Source organism: Neorhodopirellula pilleata (genome assembly GCF_007859915.1).
Lineage (GTDB): Bacteria > Planctomycetota > Planctomycetia > Pirellulales > Pirellulaceae > Rhodopirellula > Rhodopirellula pilleata.
Window position 1 is genome coordinate 297,279 of sequence record NZ_SJPM01000007.1, and the last position, 17,868, is coordinate 315,146.

At 56.1% G+C, this 17,868-nt stretch carries 7 protein-coding genes; 6 read left to right on the forward strand and 1 reads right to left on the reverse strand.

Annotation, left to right across the window (positions count from 1 at the left end; all coding sequences use genetic code 11):
- Positions 1–102: 102 nt before the first annotated feature.
- The gene (locus Pla100_RS17805) at positions 103–4,197 is read right to left on the reverse strand and encodes a PVC-type heme-binding CxxCH protein (protein WP_146579040.1); all 4,095 of its coding nucleotides are present in this window, start codon (positions 4,195–4,197) and stop codon (positions 103–105) included.
- 248 nt (positions 4,198–4,445) lie between these two features.
- Here Pla100_RS17805 and Pla100_RS17810 point away from each other — a divergent pair, with 248 nt between their 5' ends.
- From Pla100_RS17810 to Pla100_RS17835, 6 genes are all read left to right on the forward strand, one after another.
- Positions 4,446–8,348: an FG-GAP-like repeat-containing protein gene (locus Pla100_RS17810; RefSeq protein ID WP_146579041.1), complete on the forward strand. Its 3,903-nt coding sequence runs from the start codon at positions 4,446–4,448 to the stop codon at positions 8,346–8,348.
- Positions 8,349–8,351: 3 nt separating this feature from the next.
- Positions 8,352–9,749, forward strand: coding sequence for a hypothetical protein (locus Pla100_RS17815; RefSeq protein ID WP_146579042.1), 1,398 nt, complete (start codon positions 8,352–8,354; stop codon positions 9,747–9,749).
- Positions 9,750–9,764: 15 nt separating this feature from the next.
- On the forward strand, positions 9,765–11,456 hold the full coding sequence (locus tag Pla100_RS17820) for a serine/threonine protein kinase (RefSeq protein WP_146579043.1): 1,692 nt from the start codon (positions 9,765–9,767) through the stop codon (positions 11,454–11,456).
- Positions 11,453–11,794, forward strand: a complete 342-nt coding sequence (locus tag Pla100_RS17825; RefSeq protein ID WP_146579044.1) for a hypothetical protein — start codon at positions 11,453–11,455, stop codon at positions 11,792–11,794. The genes Pla100_RS17820 and Pla100_RS17825 overlap by 4 nt, the downstream gene beginning before the upstream one ends.
- Positions 11,795–14,917: a hybrid sensor histidine kinase/response regulator gene (locus Pla100_RS17830; RefSeq protein ID WP_146579045.1), complete on the forward strand. Its 3,123-nt coding sequence runs from the start codon at positions 11,795–11,797 to the stop codon at positions 14,915–14,917.
- Between the two features lie 445 nt (positions 14,918–15,362).
- The gene (locus Pla100_RS17835) at positions 15,363–17,777 is read left to right on the forward strand and encodes a sulfatase (protein ID WP_146579046.1); all 2,415 of its coding nucleotides are present in this window, start codon (positions 15,363–15,365) and stop codon (positions 17,775–17,777) included.
- Positions 17,778–17,868: the final 91 nt, after the last annotated feature.

Here is a 17,868-nt window from a genome sequence, read left to right on the forward strand (position 1 = left end):
ACGTTCTCGGTAACTTTCCGTTTAGGAGCACCGCCGATTTCCGTGGCGAGCCGGGTCTTCGCATTCGCTACGACCCGGCATGCATGACAAACGATGGAACGGTTACTCGCTTTGCTGGGCGTTGCCGGAGGCTAACACATAGGCGAGTAGGTCGAGGATCTGTTCTTTATCCAACGTGTTCAGCAATCCCTGGGGCATGATCGAAACCGCCGACGGGGTGCGAGAGAGAATCAATTTCTTGTCGAGCTTTTTGGCTCCACCTTGATTCATACCGGATTGGATCGTGACGGACTCATCGTCTTCGGCGACGATGTTGCCACTGATATAGACGTCGTCTTCGAACTCGAACAACACGGTCTTGTACTTCTCTTCGATTTGTTGCGATGGTTCGATGATCGACAACAGAATCTTCTTCACGTCGCCTTGGTACTTCGTCACCGTTTCGCTGATCGGCGGACCGACGGCCAAACAGGGGCCAAGTTCGTTCGGGTTGAGCTGGTGGCACTGGGCACACGCCAACGTCGTGAAGAGCAGTTTGCCGCGATTCAGATCTCGCCCGGTTGCCACTCGGCTGAGGTCCGCTTCCAGATCAGGAACGGTCCACTGCGTCATCGGTGCGGTCGCTTCGGGCATCGACGCTTTGAGTTTTTCGAGATCATTGGTGACGTACATCATTCCACGCATCAGCATGTGGTGACCGGGGAAGGAACAAATATATGGGTAAGCGCCTTCGGTGGTCGGTGCGGTGAACTCGATGGTCTCTTCTTGTCCATGATCGACGAGCTTGCTGGCCCAAATGATCTCGTCACTTTGCGGAACATAATCGACGGAAAAGCCACCCGCACCGAGTTCAATGGCTTTGAGTCCGACCTCGTCCGCTTTACCTGGATTGACCAACAGGATGTTGTGAGGCATGAAGTCGGGATTGGCGAACGTGAGTTGAATCTTCTTACCTGGCGTGACGACCAACTCGTCGACGTCGTAACGCATCCGTTCACGAATCGTTGCGATTCGGATCGTGGTCAGTTCGGGAGTGTCGGTGAGGATCCCGGATGGCATCGCGACAGCTTCCGCAGCATCGGCGATGACGCCACCACGCATGTTCTTTTCGACGACGGTCCATAAATGCTTCACCGTGTTCGCGGCGACTCGCACGTGCAGGTCGGGTGATTGCAAGAGCTGGTTGAGCAAGTCGAAGTTCTTGGCGTTGTGTTGTTGGTGTAACCACAAGGCTTCTAACAAATGGTGTGAATCATCAAGATTGTTCGGATCGAACGACTTCATCCATTTGGCGGCGGCGGCGAGAACCGCGACTGAATCACGTTCGCTCAGTTCGACCCGCGTGCGGTGCCGGACGCCGTCGACGGGCGACTCGAGATTCTTCAACAACGCTTCGATCGGTTGACCGTCGATGGCGACGGGTTCTTGAAGTGGACGACCGACGGCGGTCATACGATAGATGCGTCCGTGTTGATGATCGCGATTGGGGTCACGGACGTTGTGCTGCATGTGTCCGATGATCGCGTTGTGCCAATCGCTGATGTAGAGAGATCCGTCGGGCGCGAAGATCGCGTCGGTGGGGCGGAAGTTCTTATCGCCGCTCATCATCAATCCTCGTGAGCGGTCTTGGGAACGGCTTCCGTCGGCATTGATGATTTCGACGGTCAGGTCATCGCCGGCGGGTTCGCCCCAAACGGTTCCACCGTCGGCGTTTCGTGCGAGATCATAGTGCTTGATTCCCAAAAATCCGATCACGTTGCAAATCAAGAAATCGTTTTGCATCGATTCGGGGAAATGAGTGCTGCTGACGACTTCGCTCGCGGCGACCGGCCGGACTTCTTTTTTGAGTAGTTCGTGCATCTTGAAGCCATCATCAGACGGACGAACCTGGTAGGCTCGTCCTCCGGTACCGTCGGTGGCGTAGTGATATCCCCAACGATCAAAGGCGATCCCGTGAGGGTTGGGCGAGTTGGTCGCGTGCAGCGAGATTGTGTGTCGTCGTGGATCGAAACGATACATTCCCGAGGTACCGGTTTGCAGCGACGGTCCCCAGGGGTGTTCGTGGTTGTGCGATAAGAAAATACCACTTTGCCAATAGATCGCCCCGTCGGGACCATAGATCAGGTTATTCGCGGCGTGGTGCGTGTCGGAGTCGTCGAGACCCTGTAACAGTATGATTTTTTGATCAGCGACATCGTCCCCGTCGGTGTCCTTGAGAAACAACAGTTCGGGAGCGCATGTGACGATCACACCTCCGTTCCAAAACTCGAACCCGAGCGGGTTTTGGACGCGGGCGAATTCCGTCGTTCGGTCGGCTTTGCCGTCGTTGTCGTCGTCGTGAACGATCAACAAGGCGTCATTCATTTCCTTGAGCGGCTCCCACTTCGGATAGGTCGGCCAGGCGGCAACCCACAAACGTCCCTTCGTGTCGAATTGCATTTGAACGGGGTTGACCAGTTCGGGGAACTGCGATTCGTCGGCGAACAGGTTGACTTCGAATCCGTCGGCGACGGCCATGTGCTCGATGGCTTGCTCACCGCTGATGTATTCGAGACGTCCTTCTTTACCGGCGTTGGAACTCTTGCTGCCGCCGCCGACGTTGGAGATGACTTCGACGGGCGGAGGCACGTTGCTGTCGTCGACCGTTCGATCACTACCTTGAGCGACCGCCCAGATTTTTTCGTCACGGTTGGCGGTCATGACGTCGAGCATCGTTTGCTCGTGTTGCAAGACGACAGCGTTGGATTGATTGTTGACGAACGTCAGCGTCGAACGCGAACCCCACACGTCGTTGCCGTCGCGGGAGCGATAGCGGTTTTGCCAGTGATCGTTTTTGTCCAAGACGGCTTGTCGGAGCGGTTCCCATGAGGCAGTCGCGCGAACGGGTTGGCCCAGCAGTTCGGCGGCGATGATTTCGGCCAATTGTCGGTTGCCTTCGCTGGTCAAGTGAACGCCGTTGATCGTCAACGGCTCGCTGGACCGTTCAAACATTTGCAGCGAAGGATGAAACAGATCGACGAAACCAACGCCCGCTTGTTCGGCGGCCGCGCGGGTGGCGTCGGTGTAGGCTTCCAATTGAAAATTGTGTTGACGACCGTTGGGGAAGTTACGGTTGCCGGTGGATTCGTGGGCGATCGGGCTGAACAAGACGATGCGCGGAAACGATTCTCCGTTGGCTCGAGAACCGCGTGTTTTCTCGACGAACTCAATCAATCGTTGTTGATGTTTTGCGGCGTTCTTGATGCCTTCGAAGGACTCGTTGTAACCGAAGAACGCGAACACGGCGTCGGCTTGGACGTGTCGCAAGTAATCGGTGATCGACGTCGCGCCTTGACTGCGTGGGAACGAGTCGGGTCGATCGCCGCTGACGCTCATGTTCCGGAATCGGACATTCTTTCCGGTGAGTTGGCTTTGCAGCAGCGTTTCCATCCAACCATCGTGTTGCATCCGATCGGAAAGACCATTGCCGAGAATCGCGATTACATCGTTGTTTTCGAACGTGAACTTGGGTGGATCGCGGTAGTCCGACGGTACATCGAACAATTCAGGTTCGTTGGATGCTGGCCCAGATTTCTTGGGCTTGCTCTTTGCCGCCGGTTCGCCGGGTTTCCCGTCGAAGGTGAAGTAGTTCGGTTTGCCGCCGTTACTTACGTCAATCGCCATGACCTGAGGTGCCGCGATCTTGGTTGATTCCAATACGACTTTGCGATCCGCGTCGAGCAGTTGAACGGTGAACTGATCCAGCCGGCTCTCAAATCCCTCGCGGTTCCAGATACCGATCCGGTCGATCTTGACCGGGGAGCCGAGATCCAATTCCCACCAAGGGTTGGTGGTTCCACCGTTCTCGGTATGGGTTTGCCCGTTCTTGCTGTAATCGGCGTCCTTATTTCCGTCGATGGCGCGCGCGGCAACCCCGCCGTGGCTGGTGCTGGACTGAGTCGCCGTGCCGGCGCGGGCGACGTTCTTGCCGCCGCTAATGACCTCGACTTCGGCGAGCGTCAAAATGCGTTGCTTGCCGGGCAGCTCGATACGGACGAAACGAGCGGGTTGGATCGGTTGGCTGGTTGCCTTGGCTGCTTTGGCGGCGTCGGCGGCTTGGGGCGAGTGGGGCAACCAAACGTACTGGCCGACGACCAGCGACAAAACGACAGCGGTGGCGAGCACTCGGCGAGTGGCGGGTTTGGGTAGGTGATTCATGTATCGAAATGATTGGGCGGGAGAGACGACGAAATCTGGCTTCGCCGTGGTAGGAGAGAGAAGTTTACTCGCTTCGGCGACGCTGTGGGGTGGTGACGCCAAGCCTGATAAAAAATTTCAGCCTCGCGAGCGTCGGCGGGCAAACAATCGGACGTCACTCCGGTTACGCCGGGCGGTTTGTCGCCTAAAATCACCGATGCGGCGGATTGGATGCGTCGCAACGCTTCTCAAAACGAAAATGATCGAATATGAAACGCTGGTTTGTGCTGCTCGCTCTCGTCATCTTGCTACCGCCGACCATTTTTTGGTGGATGGCCGAGCGTGCCGATCAGCGCGGTGGCGGGAGCGATGGTTCGACAAGATCGCCCTTGGAGCAACGGCTCGCCGTCCATCGCGTCGCATTGGCGGCGATGGACAACTTAAAGGTGTCCGAGGCTCGACCCGCTTGGGATGTGTTGTTCGAAACGACTCCGGATGATACGTCGGTGGCACTCAATCGAGCCTTGAACCTAGTCTTATTCGTAGATGAACTTGCGACGACAGCAGGTGACGCATCGGCAAAGCCGGAAGAGAAGACCGAAGCCCGGCGTCAATTGCCCGACTTGATTGCGGCGGCGCGTCAAGCGATCCAAGATTACCAGAACGCCCATGGCGACTCATTCCTGGCGACTTGGATGGCGACCCGAATCGACCTTCGCGAGGCCTCGCTATTGCCCGCGTCGATGACGAAATCGATTCGACGTGATGTCTTCCAGCGATTGGTTCAACAAATCGACGCGTTGACGCGGGATACAGGTCGCGGAGATCGGTTGATCTTGTTGGCCGGACCGATGACCACCTTGATCGACGTCTTGGAAGATCCGATCAAGGGGTTCCCGAAAGAGTTGCTTGATCCCGCCGCCACCGCGATGGTCAAGCTTTCCGATTTGCGGCCGAACAATCTCTATCTAGCGTTGCGGGCGGCGCAGTTATCGCTCGCGAATCGATCCGAGCAAGCGATCGAATCAATCCGTCGAACGGCCTCCTTGGCCAAGGCGATCGAACCGACGCTGGCTCGTCAAACCGCCGCGATCGGCAAGACTCCCCAAACGTTGATCGATGAAATCGTCGCGTCCGTTGAGGGCGGCGAATTCGAAGCCGCTGAAAACCAAATGCTCCTATGGTTCAATCTGCTCAATTCGACCGAACTGATTAAGGCCGACCGCCGTCGGGCTTCACCGCATCCGCTGGACTTGGTCAGCTTTGAATCTTTGTCGAGAATCGCGGGGGAGCTTTCCAACGCGTCGCCGATCGACGATGCCTTGCAACCGATCGTTTTAGATACCCAATCGATCAGCGGCGCAGATCTCAATAATGAGATCGTCGCGATGACCGCCATCGACGCGGATCTGGATTTCGACGAAGACTTGGTGTGTTTGAGTCAAGGTCCCGAAAACCAATCATTGCTTCAACTCTTTCTGTGGGACGCGACCTCGAAGCAATTCGAAGCCTCCGCGTCGTTGCAACTTGATGGAGTTTGGAACTCGATGATGACGGCTGATTTGTTCGTGGTCGACTCGAGTTCGGCCGGGCGGATTCGTCAGTCAACGGCGTCGAACCAACACAACACGATCCAGAGTTTGATCGTCTACGGGGACGGCGGAGTGAAACTAATTGCCGTCGACCCGCGCAGTTCTGCAAATGCCGATGACAAGCCCGCCGACACTTCGGATTCAATGACGTTGTCGGTCATTACCGAAGAAACCGGTTTGGAGTCCCTTTCGAACGTCACCGCCATGACGGCGGGTGATTTGGAAGGCGACGGCGACTTGGATTTAATCGTGGCCACCCAAACCGGGCTGGCGATGATGGTCAATCGCGGCAACCGAACGTTCTTTGCCCTTGCACCGGAGGTGTTGCAAGCGACAAGCTGGGAGGCGGACGATCCACCCGTCGATTTGGCGATCGCGGATTTGGATCGGGATTTGGACTTGGATGTTGTGACGGTGCATTCGCGATCAGGCAAGACCGGTTTGATCGAAAACTTGTTGCATCTGCAGTTCCGATTCAAATACCTCGATGAGATCCCCACAATCGCCGGAGCCGATTCGATCGCCGTCGAAGATCTCGACGGAAACGTCTCGTGGGATTTGGTCGTCAGTTCACCCGAGCAAGCCAAGATCGTGCAGACTAAAACCGTCGACGTCGGACAATGGAAAGTCGTCCGGACCAAGTCGCTCGAATGGAAGAAAGCGATCCCCAAAAAAGCATCCTCAACCCAATCGGATGTTCCACTGGCTGCCCACACGATCGTCGCGGACTTGGACAACGATGGATTTTTTGAAGCGATCCGTCGAGTACCTGGGGGTCTAGCTTGTTTCTCACTCGATGTGGTCTTGAATGGGTTTGATAAAGTCGTCCCGCAAGCGATACAGATCGACGATGTGATCACGCCATGGCTTGTTGCCGACTTCGACGACGACCGCGTGCTCGATCTTGCCGGGGTCGGTGGTACCGCCTCGGCGTCTCGCACGGCGCACGCGGCGATGAACCGAACGCCCGACGTGGGCCAAGCGATCGAGATCCGATTCAAAGGAATCGACGACAACAACGCCAATAGCGGCCGTGTCAATCACTATGCCGTCGGATCTGTCCTCGAGTTGCGGTTCGGTCCGTACTACCGATCGCGAATCATCACCGAGCCGAGCACCCATATCGGAATTGACGGGATCACGGCCGATCCCAACCTACGTGTGATCTTTCCCAACGGATTGACGCAAACAGTCGCCGACGTCTCGCCAGGTGTCCTTTTGGAAGAAGAGCAAACGCTCAAAGGATCATGCCCTTATCTCTACGCGTTCAACGGCGAGCGTTTTGAATTCGTGACCGATTGCCTATGGGCGGCACCGTTGGGTTTGCAAGTCAGTCCCGGCGTCGTGGTTCCCGATCGACCGTGGGAACATTTGAAGATCGACGGCGATTATCTTTCTCCGCACGATGGAGCCTATGATCTGCGCATCACCGAAGAGCTTTGGGAGGTCGCGTATTTCGACGAATTGAAACTGACGGCGGTCGACCATCCCGTTGACATTGAAATCCACACCAATGAAAAGGTAGGGCCGGCGTCCATCGCGTCGCCAAAGATTCACGCGTTCAAAATCGATGAATTGACCGCGGTCGCATCGATCGATACGTCGGGTCGCGACGTGACCGAAACCCTTCGCGAAATCGATGGGGAACATGTTCAAGGTTTCGATCGTCGATATCGACAAGGCTTGTGTCCTCCACACTGGATCGAATTGGATTTGTCGGATCGAATTGCGTCTCACGTTGCGAACGGAAAGTTAGCCGATGATGTCGAGATCAAATTGGTTCTGACCGGTTGGATCCTGCCGACGGACACGTCGTTGAATATCCAGATCGACCAGAATCCCGAGTTACCATCGCCTGAACCGCCGTCTCTGCTCGTCCCGGATGAAGCTGGTCGATGGCGGGTGGCCGATCCGTTCATCGGTTTTCCAGGTGGCAAGAACAAGACGATCGTCGTGGACATCACGCCTCACGTAAACGTCGACGACGGACGGGTACGCGTGCGAACGACGAACCAAATTTATTGGGACGCCGCCCGCGTGAGCGTGAGGACGAAAGCCGAAGCTAGCGAGGTCGATTCGACCGTCCGGAACACACCGTTACCGCTGTTGTCCGCCGAAGTCGCCTGGCACGGGTTTTCTCGCCGAATCCACCCCGGTGATCGGCAAGCCGAAAGCTACGACTACGAATCTGCCGATGACCAACCACGTTGGCCGCCGCTAACCGGAGCATTGACCACCGTCGGTCCGGTCGAGTCATTGCTTGAAGAGTGGGACGATCGGATGGTCGTGATTAGCGGCGGCGACGAAATCCGATTGCGGTTCGAGGCCGTCCAAGATGATGAACCCGAACGCGACTCGGTGCGTCGTGACTTCATACTCTATGGCGTGGGTTGGGACAAAGACGCCGATCTGAATACGTTGGCCGGACAGAGCACGATGCCATTGCCGGCTCGCGAAATGGCATCGTATCCTCCCACCGCGACGGACTGGAAAGCGTCGGACGATGTGCGACGTTCCAATGGCTCTCATCTTCGGCGTCGCCAACCGTTCCGCTCATTTTGGAAGCCGATCGGCTATTGATCGATGATGTTAACCAAGAATCACCGCCGATGGATCGGGGCGTCCTTTTGGTCGATCTTGATCTTGGTCGCCACCGTTTGGATGTTGCGGCATCGGTCGATGGCGACGATCTTGAAGGAATCGATCACGTTGCGGCCGGTGGAGATCGCCATGATCGATCCGACCGGTCGGGTTCGGCTCAATGACGTTGTGTTTGGTCAATATGAACATGGCAATCAGCAAGCACATGATCAGCGATCGCCGCACGATTGGCGGGAGATCGGTTTTGTTTCTCGAGTTGATCGGTCCGGCGAGGGCGATCCGAACAAGAGTCCTGTATCCCATGAAATTGTCGTGACGTTATTCGAACGCCCACATTGGGATTCACAAGCTCAGTTTCGTGTTCACCACAGTTCGGGAAGCATCGACGAAATCATGGCCACGCTTCTTCCCCCCGATCGACGGGAGGCATTGCAGGAGCGATTGTCCGAGGCGATGGATGCCCATCTCGCCGAGGTTACCGACGCGGTATTGCCGTTGGTCTTGCAATCTTTGCAAGAGAGCGTTCCCGTGATCGAACAGGGCATCGTCGAATCGGTCGAGCGGCATCGTGATGAATTGGAATCGTTGGCGGCCCGCTACCGGGCGGATTTGGTGCAAGATCAACTTGTGCCGTTGGTTCGCGCCGAAGTGATCCCTATCGTCCGGCGTCATGGACAGGTTCCCGCTGAGGAAATCGGACGCGAAATATGGAACAAAGCCTCATTGTGGCGATTCGGATGGCGAGCGATCTACGACAAATCGCCGCTTCCCGAGCGGGAGTTGGTCCAAGAAGAATGGCGACGGTTTGTCGATCAGGAAGTCGTGCCGACGGTGGAAGATCACCTTGATGAGATCGCCACGGCGGTGGAGTTGATCATGCGAGATATCCTCGCCAACGAGCGCGTGCGGGACGAAATGATGGAGCTGGCGGGGGTGATTGCCAATGACGAAGAGGCCCGTGAATTGTTTCGCGTGATCCTTAGCGAAGCCGTCATCGACAACGCCGCGCTGCGACAGGTATGGACGAACGTCTGGTCGACGCCCGAGGCGAAACATCGTTTGCAGATCGCGGGCAAACGGATCGAACCGATCCTACGGCAAATCGGAGACGAGATCATGGGCACCCGCGAGGGTGGGATCGAGCCTGGGTTCGCCCGCGTGCTCCGTAATCAAATTTTGGGGAAAGACCGAACATGGATCACGATCGGGTCGGACGACGGTGCCTCGTCGGATAGAATGAAGGCTCCCGCGAACGAGTCGAAAATTCCGCGTCTGACGCGGGCGGATACCTTCATGCCGTATCCCGTCGTTCACCTAGCCAATCCAAAATCGGCCAACCCAAAATCGGCCAACCCCGAATCAGCCAACCCGGAATCTTGATGGCGTTTACCTTTCATGGCGCTTAGTAAACTCGGACCGCTCGCGCTGGAATCGCCGCTCGGCAGTAACCCGACAAGTAAGGATGCGCGGGTTTGGCGGGCCGTTCACGTTAGCTTGCGCAGGTCCGTTGCCGTTCGTGTTTTTCATATCGCGTTCGCCGGAACGATCGAATCACGAACCAAGTTTGCCGCCGAGTGGGAACGCCTCAAGACGATCGAACACCCGGCCATCGTGAAGTGTTACGGAGGCGGTTTTGAAAACTCCTACGCCTATTTGGCTCATGAGTTGATCGAAGGTCCCACGATTGCCGACGAAATCTCCCGTCGCGGTCGTTTGCCTTGGGAAACGGTGCTTGATTGGGCCGAGCCGATCATCGATGCGATCGGCTACTTGCACGCCAACGGGATCGTCCATGGCCGAATCGCTCCGGACAAAATCATCATCGCCGGACTCAGCCCGGTGCTGATCGATGTTCGCGATGAAAACGGAAGCTCGCCTTTTCGCAGCGGGCCCTACCACATCCAGCGACCACGGTTACCGATCGAACTGGCTCGACGTCCGCCCGAATCGCCGGGAATGAACGATGAAGTCTCCAATCGTGGCGACTTGTATCAGTTCGGCGCGGTCATGTACGAAGCCCTAACCGGGACGCCGCCGATCAGTGGCAAGACGGTTCAAGAAGTCACCGCCAACCTGCAATACCAAACGCCCATGAAGGTTGCTTCGACGGCGATGGAAACGCCCGTCTGGATCGACACGCTGATCTCGCAGTTACTGTCCAAGGACCCCAACATGCGTCCGGTTTCCGCCGAAGCAGTCAAACTGCAGTTGGCCGAAGTGCGACGGCGATCGATGTCCCGCGGAGGTGTGGCCGAACACGCCTCGTCCGGCTTCACGGCGTTGGTCAAGACCGACCAGTCCACGCGAGCCGAAGCGAGATCGGTGCTCGGTCGCGACGAGACGGTCGTATCCAAGTCGACTCGTTCGGAATCGATCGACGCCACGCCCTGGCACGATCAAGCCTTGATTCTCTTGCCCGTCTTGGGCTTGTTGCTCGCGATGCTCGTTTGGGTCGCGTGGCCGATGAGTGAATCCAAAATGCGCGTCCGCGCCGAAGCGTTGCTCGCCGAAGGTACCCGCTCGTCGATGTCGCAAGCGCGGATCAGTTACCTTGAACCGATGGTCGGCCAGTTCCCCGATGGGGAACACAGCCAATGGGCATCGGAACAAATCGATCGCGTTCGCATGATCGAGGCCGAACACGCATTGACGGTGAAATTGAATCGAAATCTGCCGTTGAAGAACGAAGCCGAACGTTTGTTTGCCGAAGCGATGGAATTTGAAAAGTTTGGTGACCAAGTCACCGCGATCGACAAATATCAATCCATGATCACGTTGTTGGGCGATGAGAAAGGCCTGACAAAGGAAGAACTTGACGACTATCGGCCTCTCGTGAATTTGGCGCGTAGCAAAGTAGCGGAAATCTCCGCATCGACCGACCAAAGTGAAGCGGCCCGAATCTTGACATCGAAACTCGACGAAGCGGACCAGTTGTTTGCCCAGGGTAGCACGATCGCGGCAAAGAAAATTTGGTATTCCATTGTGGAACTGTATGCCAACAATGCCGCCGTCGAGCCGCTCGTACGAATCGCCCAAGACCGCCTCGCCGAAACGTCAGCCGGCAATTCCATGGACCCGACGCCATGAGTTCGATCGAACCCACGGAATCCATCGAGACGCAAGAAACAACCGAAACATCGGGGCCGATCAGGACGTTAGTGATCGCCCCTGGCCGAATACCACCTAAGTATCTAACCGAATCCGATTCCATTGCCGTCGGAACAGGTATCAGCCATTCCAAATGGGCGACCTTGGTCGTTTTGTTCTTCGTGACTGCTGCGTTGGGCATTCCGATGTTGTGGCGAAACGAACGATTCAGTTTGGCCGAACGGCTTTTGTGGTCGTTGGTCGTGATGATTTATACGATCGCGATCGTGGCTCTGATGATTGTGTGGATCCGTTCCACGGTAAGTGGTATTCGATAAATGTTCTGGCAAAGCTGGTACGAATATCGGATCGATTATCTCTTATTCACGGTCGTGGTGATCGGAGGCTACGCCGGCGCGGTCCGCCGAGTGATGCGTCATTTCGGTGAGATACCCGAGCAGGACAATCGCCCGAGGGTTTCATCCGATCCCGTGATCGCCCCGTTTCGTGCGAAGTTGGCTTTCATTGTTTTGATCGTTCTCTTGGTGGCCGGTTTTTATGTCACCGAATCGGTCGACGCGTTGCAGCGATCAGCGTTGCGAGACCAGTTGATCGGGATCGCACCGACCTACGCGATCGAACTCCAAGAAATGGGTCACGAGTCGATCGGAATCGACACATCTCCGGACAACCCAACCTATCTGAAAATGATCGAGGCTCAAACGCGGTGGCTCTCGGTCAACCCGCAAGTTGCCGATGTCTACACGTTGCGGCGTGCGAATGTGTCGTCGAATGATTCTAACGGATCCTCGCACGTGCCGAGTGGTCATCCTAAAACGATCTACCAACTGATCGTCGACTCGGAAACCGACTACAACGGCGACGGGATCATCTCGGGAGCTCGTGAATCGCGAACTCCGATCGGTGAACGTTACGAAGACAGCAACTCGGCACAGATCGAACGAGCCTTCGCGGGCGAAGTCGTATTCGCCGATCGCCCGTTACGTGATCGATGGGGATATTGGGTCTCCGCCCATGCACCGCTGCGGAACGACCGGGGTGAAGTCGAAGCACTCGTCGGCGTCGATTTTCCAGCAATGAAGTTCATTCAATCAATCGTGATCGCTCGGTTGGCGACGATGAGTTTCTTGGGAACGATCATCACGTTGTACTTGGGCGCGGTCACGTTGATCGGCGTCCTGAAAGCGCGGCTGGCCGAACAAACTCATTATCGGCAACGCTTCAAAGAGCAACGAGACTTGGCCACTCAGGCGGCCGCCGAAGCTCGTAAAGCGAACGAAGCCAAAAGCGAGTTTTTGGCAACGATGAGCCATGAAATTCGCACGCCAATGAATGGCATTTTGGGAATGGCGGAGTTGTTGCTTGCTAGCCCGTTGCAACGCAAGCAGCAGGAGTTTCTGCAGATGATGAAAGGGGCTGCCGACGGGTTGCTCGCCGTGCTCAACGACATCTTGGATTTTTCCAAGATCGAAGCGGGACGAATCGAACTCGAGGCGATCCCCTTCGGATTGCACGAACTGGTCGACCAAACCATCAAGGCCGTCGCGGGCGGGCGCCGACTTCAAGTTGAGTTGAAGGTTCGAATCGCACCGGGCACGCCGAATCACGTCGTCGGAGACCCCACACGTGTCCGACAAGTGTTGGTCAATCTTATCGGCAATGCGTTGAAGTTCACGCAGCGAGGATCGGTAACCGTCGAACTCCGCGAAAGCCAAGACCAAACCCGCATTGACCTCCATCATCACGACAAACGTCATCCGAACGCAAGCAAAGCTTCGGCCATCGAGCACACCCGAGTGATGATCGCGGTAATCGATACGGGGATCGGCATGACACCCGAAGAAAAACGCCGAATCTTCGAAGCGTTTACGCAGGCCGATTCATCGACGACCCGGCAATTCGGTGGAACCGGCTTGGGACTGGCCATCAGTTCCCGATTGGTCGAGCGAATGGGCGGTCGTCTTAGTGTCGAGAGTCTTCCGGGCAAAGGCAGCCGCTTCGAGTTTGACCTACCCCTGAAAGTCGATCGCGACGCTGACGCCGGTTCTTCGTCATCGATCGACCATCAACCGATGCGGGTGCTGGTCGTCGACGATGAGCAAATCAATCGTGTGATTTTGAACGAGATGTTGATCGATGCCGGATACCAAGTCGATTGCCTCGGCGATCCTCATCAGGTCGTCGAACAACTCAAGCAGGCTGCGGAAGATGGAAGTCCCTACCATGTTGTTTTGCTCGATCACGCAATGCCGGGTCACGATGGTTCCGAAGTTGCTCGCCAAATTCGCCACCGCCAAGCGATTCGATCGACTCCGATTGTTTGGCTCACTTCGGGCAATGATCCGATCGATGCCGAATCGATCACGCAATGGCAGATCAACGACACGCTTGAGAAACCGGTTTCGCCTTCACGACTATTTGCGATTCTTGACGCAATCCCAATCACCCAGGAAACTTCCGTCGTCTTGGAGGATGATCATCGGTCCGACCCGCCTTCCCACCGGTCGTTTGGTCGATGTCAACGACCGCGTCGAATTTTGTTGGTCGAAGACGGCGCCGTCAACCGCGTCGTTGCCGAGAACATGCTGGTCGCACGCGGGCACTCGGTCGAGAGTGTTGCCGACGGGCTCGAAGCGATCAAACGATTGCACCACCAGCGTTACGATGCCGTCTTGATGGACATTCAAATGCCAGGTATCGATGGGTTGGAAGCGACCCGGCAAATTCGATGCGACGAACTGACACTCCAGCCCGAGGTGCCAATCATCGCGATGACCGCTCACGCGATGAGCGGAGATCGCCTGCGATGTCTTGACGCTGGAATGACGGACTATCTTTCCAAACCTTACACTCCGGAGCAATTGTTCGCCAAAGTGGAAGCTGACGGAATCAGCTCTTCGGTCATCTCGTCAAACTCGGAAGTGCCGGCTGAGATAGCATTGGATGAAAGCTTGACGGACATGGACGACGATCTCGGTGTTGCGATCGGGACAATCTCATCTCGCCGAGGAAGTCTGACGATCGACGAAACCACCGCTGGTGAGATCGACTTTCACCGCGATCCCCATGAATCATCGCTCTTGGACTCGTCTAACGAAACCATCGACCGTCGAGTCCTGTTGCAAAATACCGGTGGAAGCGAGTCGATGATCGCGCTATTGTCCGCAACTTTCCGCGAACAATGGGACATCCAGTGGTCGGCTTGTCGTGACGCGGTGCGTGATGGATCGGCCCATGACGTCGCATTGGCCGCCCATCAAATCAAGGGAAGTGCTTCGGCCGTCGGCGCAATGCGATTGCACCAGATGGCCGCAAGTCTTGAACGCGAGGCAGAACAATGCACCGACGACGATCATGTCCGACAATTCGCGGAATCATGGTTGAAAACTTGCGAGGCAATGCGAACCGAAGGTGCCCGAGTCGCCAGCGAGATTCGTTAGGTTCCGTCCCATGCCGACGGACGGCCCCGAAATATGTCAAAGAAAAAGTACGCACAATCGCATAGGCACTGAGTTTTGTTGGTGAACAATTGAAGATGCTGCTAAAAACATCAGCGGATTTGCCCTTCGCCGCTTGCTGGTCCAATCACAACCCGACGAGTGACGGCGTGTTGACTAATCGTAACCCGATGCGTGAGCGAGGGATCAATGATATTGACTCATCCCTCGCTTACGCAGCGGGTTACGATGCAATATTGACTCATCCCTCGCTTACGCAGCGGGTTATGATGCGGATGAAATCAACACGCCGGTGACGGCGTAGTGGTTCAGCGGTAATCATCGCCGCCACTTGCACAATGCGTTTCCAACTAATCCCGCGATCTGCCGCCGAAACGACGGAATCGATTTCGATTCCGAACAATTGATTCTCCTTGATTCAGGTTCCATGATGCCCAATGTTCGTCGTTTTTCACTGTTAATTTGCTTCGCCGCACTCTTTGCCGTCGGTCGAGTCGCATCCGCCGATTCGAATCCGATGAATGTTCTGTTGATCCTGGTTGACGATCTCAAACCGGCAATCGGATGTTACGGCGATCAGCATGCCAAGACGCCCAATATCGACGCGTTTGCCGCTCGCGGAATGCGATTCGATCGGGCCTATTGCAATCAGGCCGTTTGCGCGCCATCTCGTTTCACGCTGATGCTCGGCTCCCACTCGACATCAACCGGTTTGTACGGTCTGGGCAGCAAGCTCCGAGAGTCAATCCCCGACGCAGTCACGCTGCCTCAACATTTTGCAAAGCATGGTGGATACCGCACCGAATCGTTGGGTAAAGTCTTCCACATCGGCCACGGAAACGAAGGCGATCCGGAGTCGTTCAGTGTACCGCACTTCAAAGAAAAAGTGATCGAGTATGTCGACCCCGAGAGCACGCCGGGGGGCAAACTGACTCGCGAGGAAGCGTTCTTTACCAACCAACAACTTGGCGCAATCAATTCGTTGCCGCGTGGTGCCGCGTATGAATCTCCCGACGTTGCCGACGAAAGCTACGCCGACGGGCGAGTCGCTCGAGAAACCGTGGAGCGATTACGAGCCGCGAAAAAACGACGCGACTCCGACGGAACGCCGTTCTTGATCGCCGCCGGTTTCGCCCGACCGCATCTACCATTCAGTGCACCGAAAAAGTACTGGGACTTGTATGACCCATCGACGTTACCGATGCCGGAGTTCGAAGAATTACCAGCCGGATCGCCCGCTGTCGCGGGCAAACGCGGTGGCGAAATTCGCAATTATTTCCCCGTTCCTGACAAAAGCGATTCAGATCAGATCGACGACGACTTAAAGCGAACTCTGATTCATGGGTACTACGCAAGCACCAGTTTCGTCGACGCTCAAATCGGCAAGGTGATCGCCGGTCTCGATGAACTCGCACTCACCGACAACACCATCGTCGTTCTGTGGGGTGACCACGGATTCCACTTGGGCGATCTTGGAATCTGGACCAAGCACACCAACTACGAGCAAGCCAATCGCATTCCGATTTTGATTTCCGCACCGGGTGTCACCAAGCCGGGCTCATCAACTCAACAACTCGCCGAAAGCGTCGACATTTACCCGACCTTGGCGGAACTCGCTGGCCTGCCGATGCCGACCGGCCCCCAACCGATCGATGGCGTTTCGCTCGTGCCGGTGCTGAAGAACCCTGATGCTCGCGTGCGAGATCATGCTTATCACGCTTATCCAAAGAACAAACTTGGTCGCGCTATCCGGACCGAACGATACCGACTCGTCGAGTGGGCCGGTGATGACCCGGAAGGCTCTATTGAGTACGAACTGTACGACTACGAAACCGATCCGTTGGAGACTCGCAACCACGCCGACGCCGAGCCCAAAATTGTCGAACAACTAAAAAAGACATTGGCGAACTACCCTCAGCCGATCGGCCGCAATGGCAAGCGGCGAGCTAACGCGATCTCGTCCGCCAAGATCGAGACACCAGAGATCGAGACGCCAGAGATCGCGAATCGACCACTGACGATTTCCGGTCGCGTCCGCGTTCAGTCCGATACGGGCGTCATCGTCGCGCAGGGCGGCAAAGAACACGGTTATGCGGTTCACCTGATCGAAGGTCGGCTCGCGTTCGATGTTCGAGTCAACCAAAACGTGCGTCGAATTTTGTCGGAAGAGAAAGTCCCCCAACGGTTTGACTTTGTCGCGACTTTGACGGCCGATCAATTGCAATTGGACGTTGACAAAAAGACTGTCGCCAGGGGGCAGTCCGTGGGATTGATCCCCGTCCAACCCGCCGATGGATTGTCCGTTGGCCAAGACGATCGCACGGCGGCGGGAGACTACGAAGCTCCGAACACCTTCGTCGGAACCGTGACCAACATCGAGGTAATAACCGGCAAGGTGATGCCGCTGGCCAAGAACACCAAACCATTCCAGTCCGAACTGATCACCCCGTGGGGCGAAAAGGTCACCGCCGAGAACGCATGGACACAATACCCACGTCCGCAAATGCGTCGTGAGCAATGGGCGAACTTGAACGGACATTGGGACTACGCCGTGACGCCGATCCAACAAGTTGACATGCCGACTCAGTGGACGGGCCAAATCCTTGTCCCTTTTTGTCTGGAGTCCAAGCTCGGAGGAGTCCAGCGTTTGTTGGATGCCGATGAAGCACTCTGGTATCGCCGAACGTTTTCGGTAACACCGTCGGATCACAGGATGTCACTGAACTTTGAAGCCGTGGATTATCGTTGTGAGGTTTTCGTCAACGGAAAGAGCGTCGGTGAGCACGTCGGCGGCAACACGCCGTTCACCCCGCCTTATTCACCAAGCGCGCCTTTAGGGTAGAAACCATCGCGTGAAACGCTACGTTTATCGGTTCACTACAACCAACTCAAACGCAAAGCAGGATCACGCGATGGGTGAAGTACAACGTAAC

Coding starts and splice junctions, on each gene's coding strand:
- Pla100_RS17805 (WP_146579040.1), bottom strand. CDS start 4,197: ATGAATCACCTACCCAAACCCGCCACTCGCCGAGTGCTCGCCACCGCT.
- Pla100_RS17810 (WP_146579041.1), top strand. CDS start 4,446: ATGAAACGCTGGTTTGTGCTGCTCGCTCTCGTCATCTTGCTACCGCCG.
- Pla100_RS17815 (WP_146579042.1), top strand. CDS start 8,352: ATGATGTTAACCAAGAATCACCGCCGATGGATCGGGGCGTCCTTTTGG.
- Pla100_RS17820 (WP_146579043.1), top strand. CDS start 9,765: ATGGCGCTTAGTAAACTCGGACCGCTCGCGCTGGAATCGCCGCTCGGC.
- Pla100_RS17825 (WP_146579044.1), top strand. CDS start 11,453: ATGAGTTCGATCGAACCCACGGAATCCATCGAGACGCAAGAAACAACC.
- Pla100_RS17830 (WP_146579045.1), top strand. CDS start 11,795: ATGTTCTGGCAAAGCTGGTACGAATATCGGATCGATTATCTCTTATTC.
- Pla100_RS17835 (WP_146579046.1), top strand. CDS start 15,363: ATGATGCCCAATGTTCGTCGTTTTTCACTGTTAATTTGCTTCGCCGCA.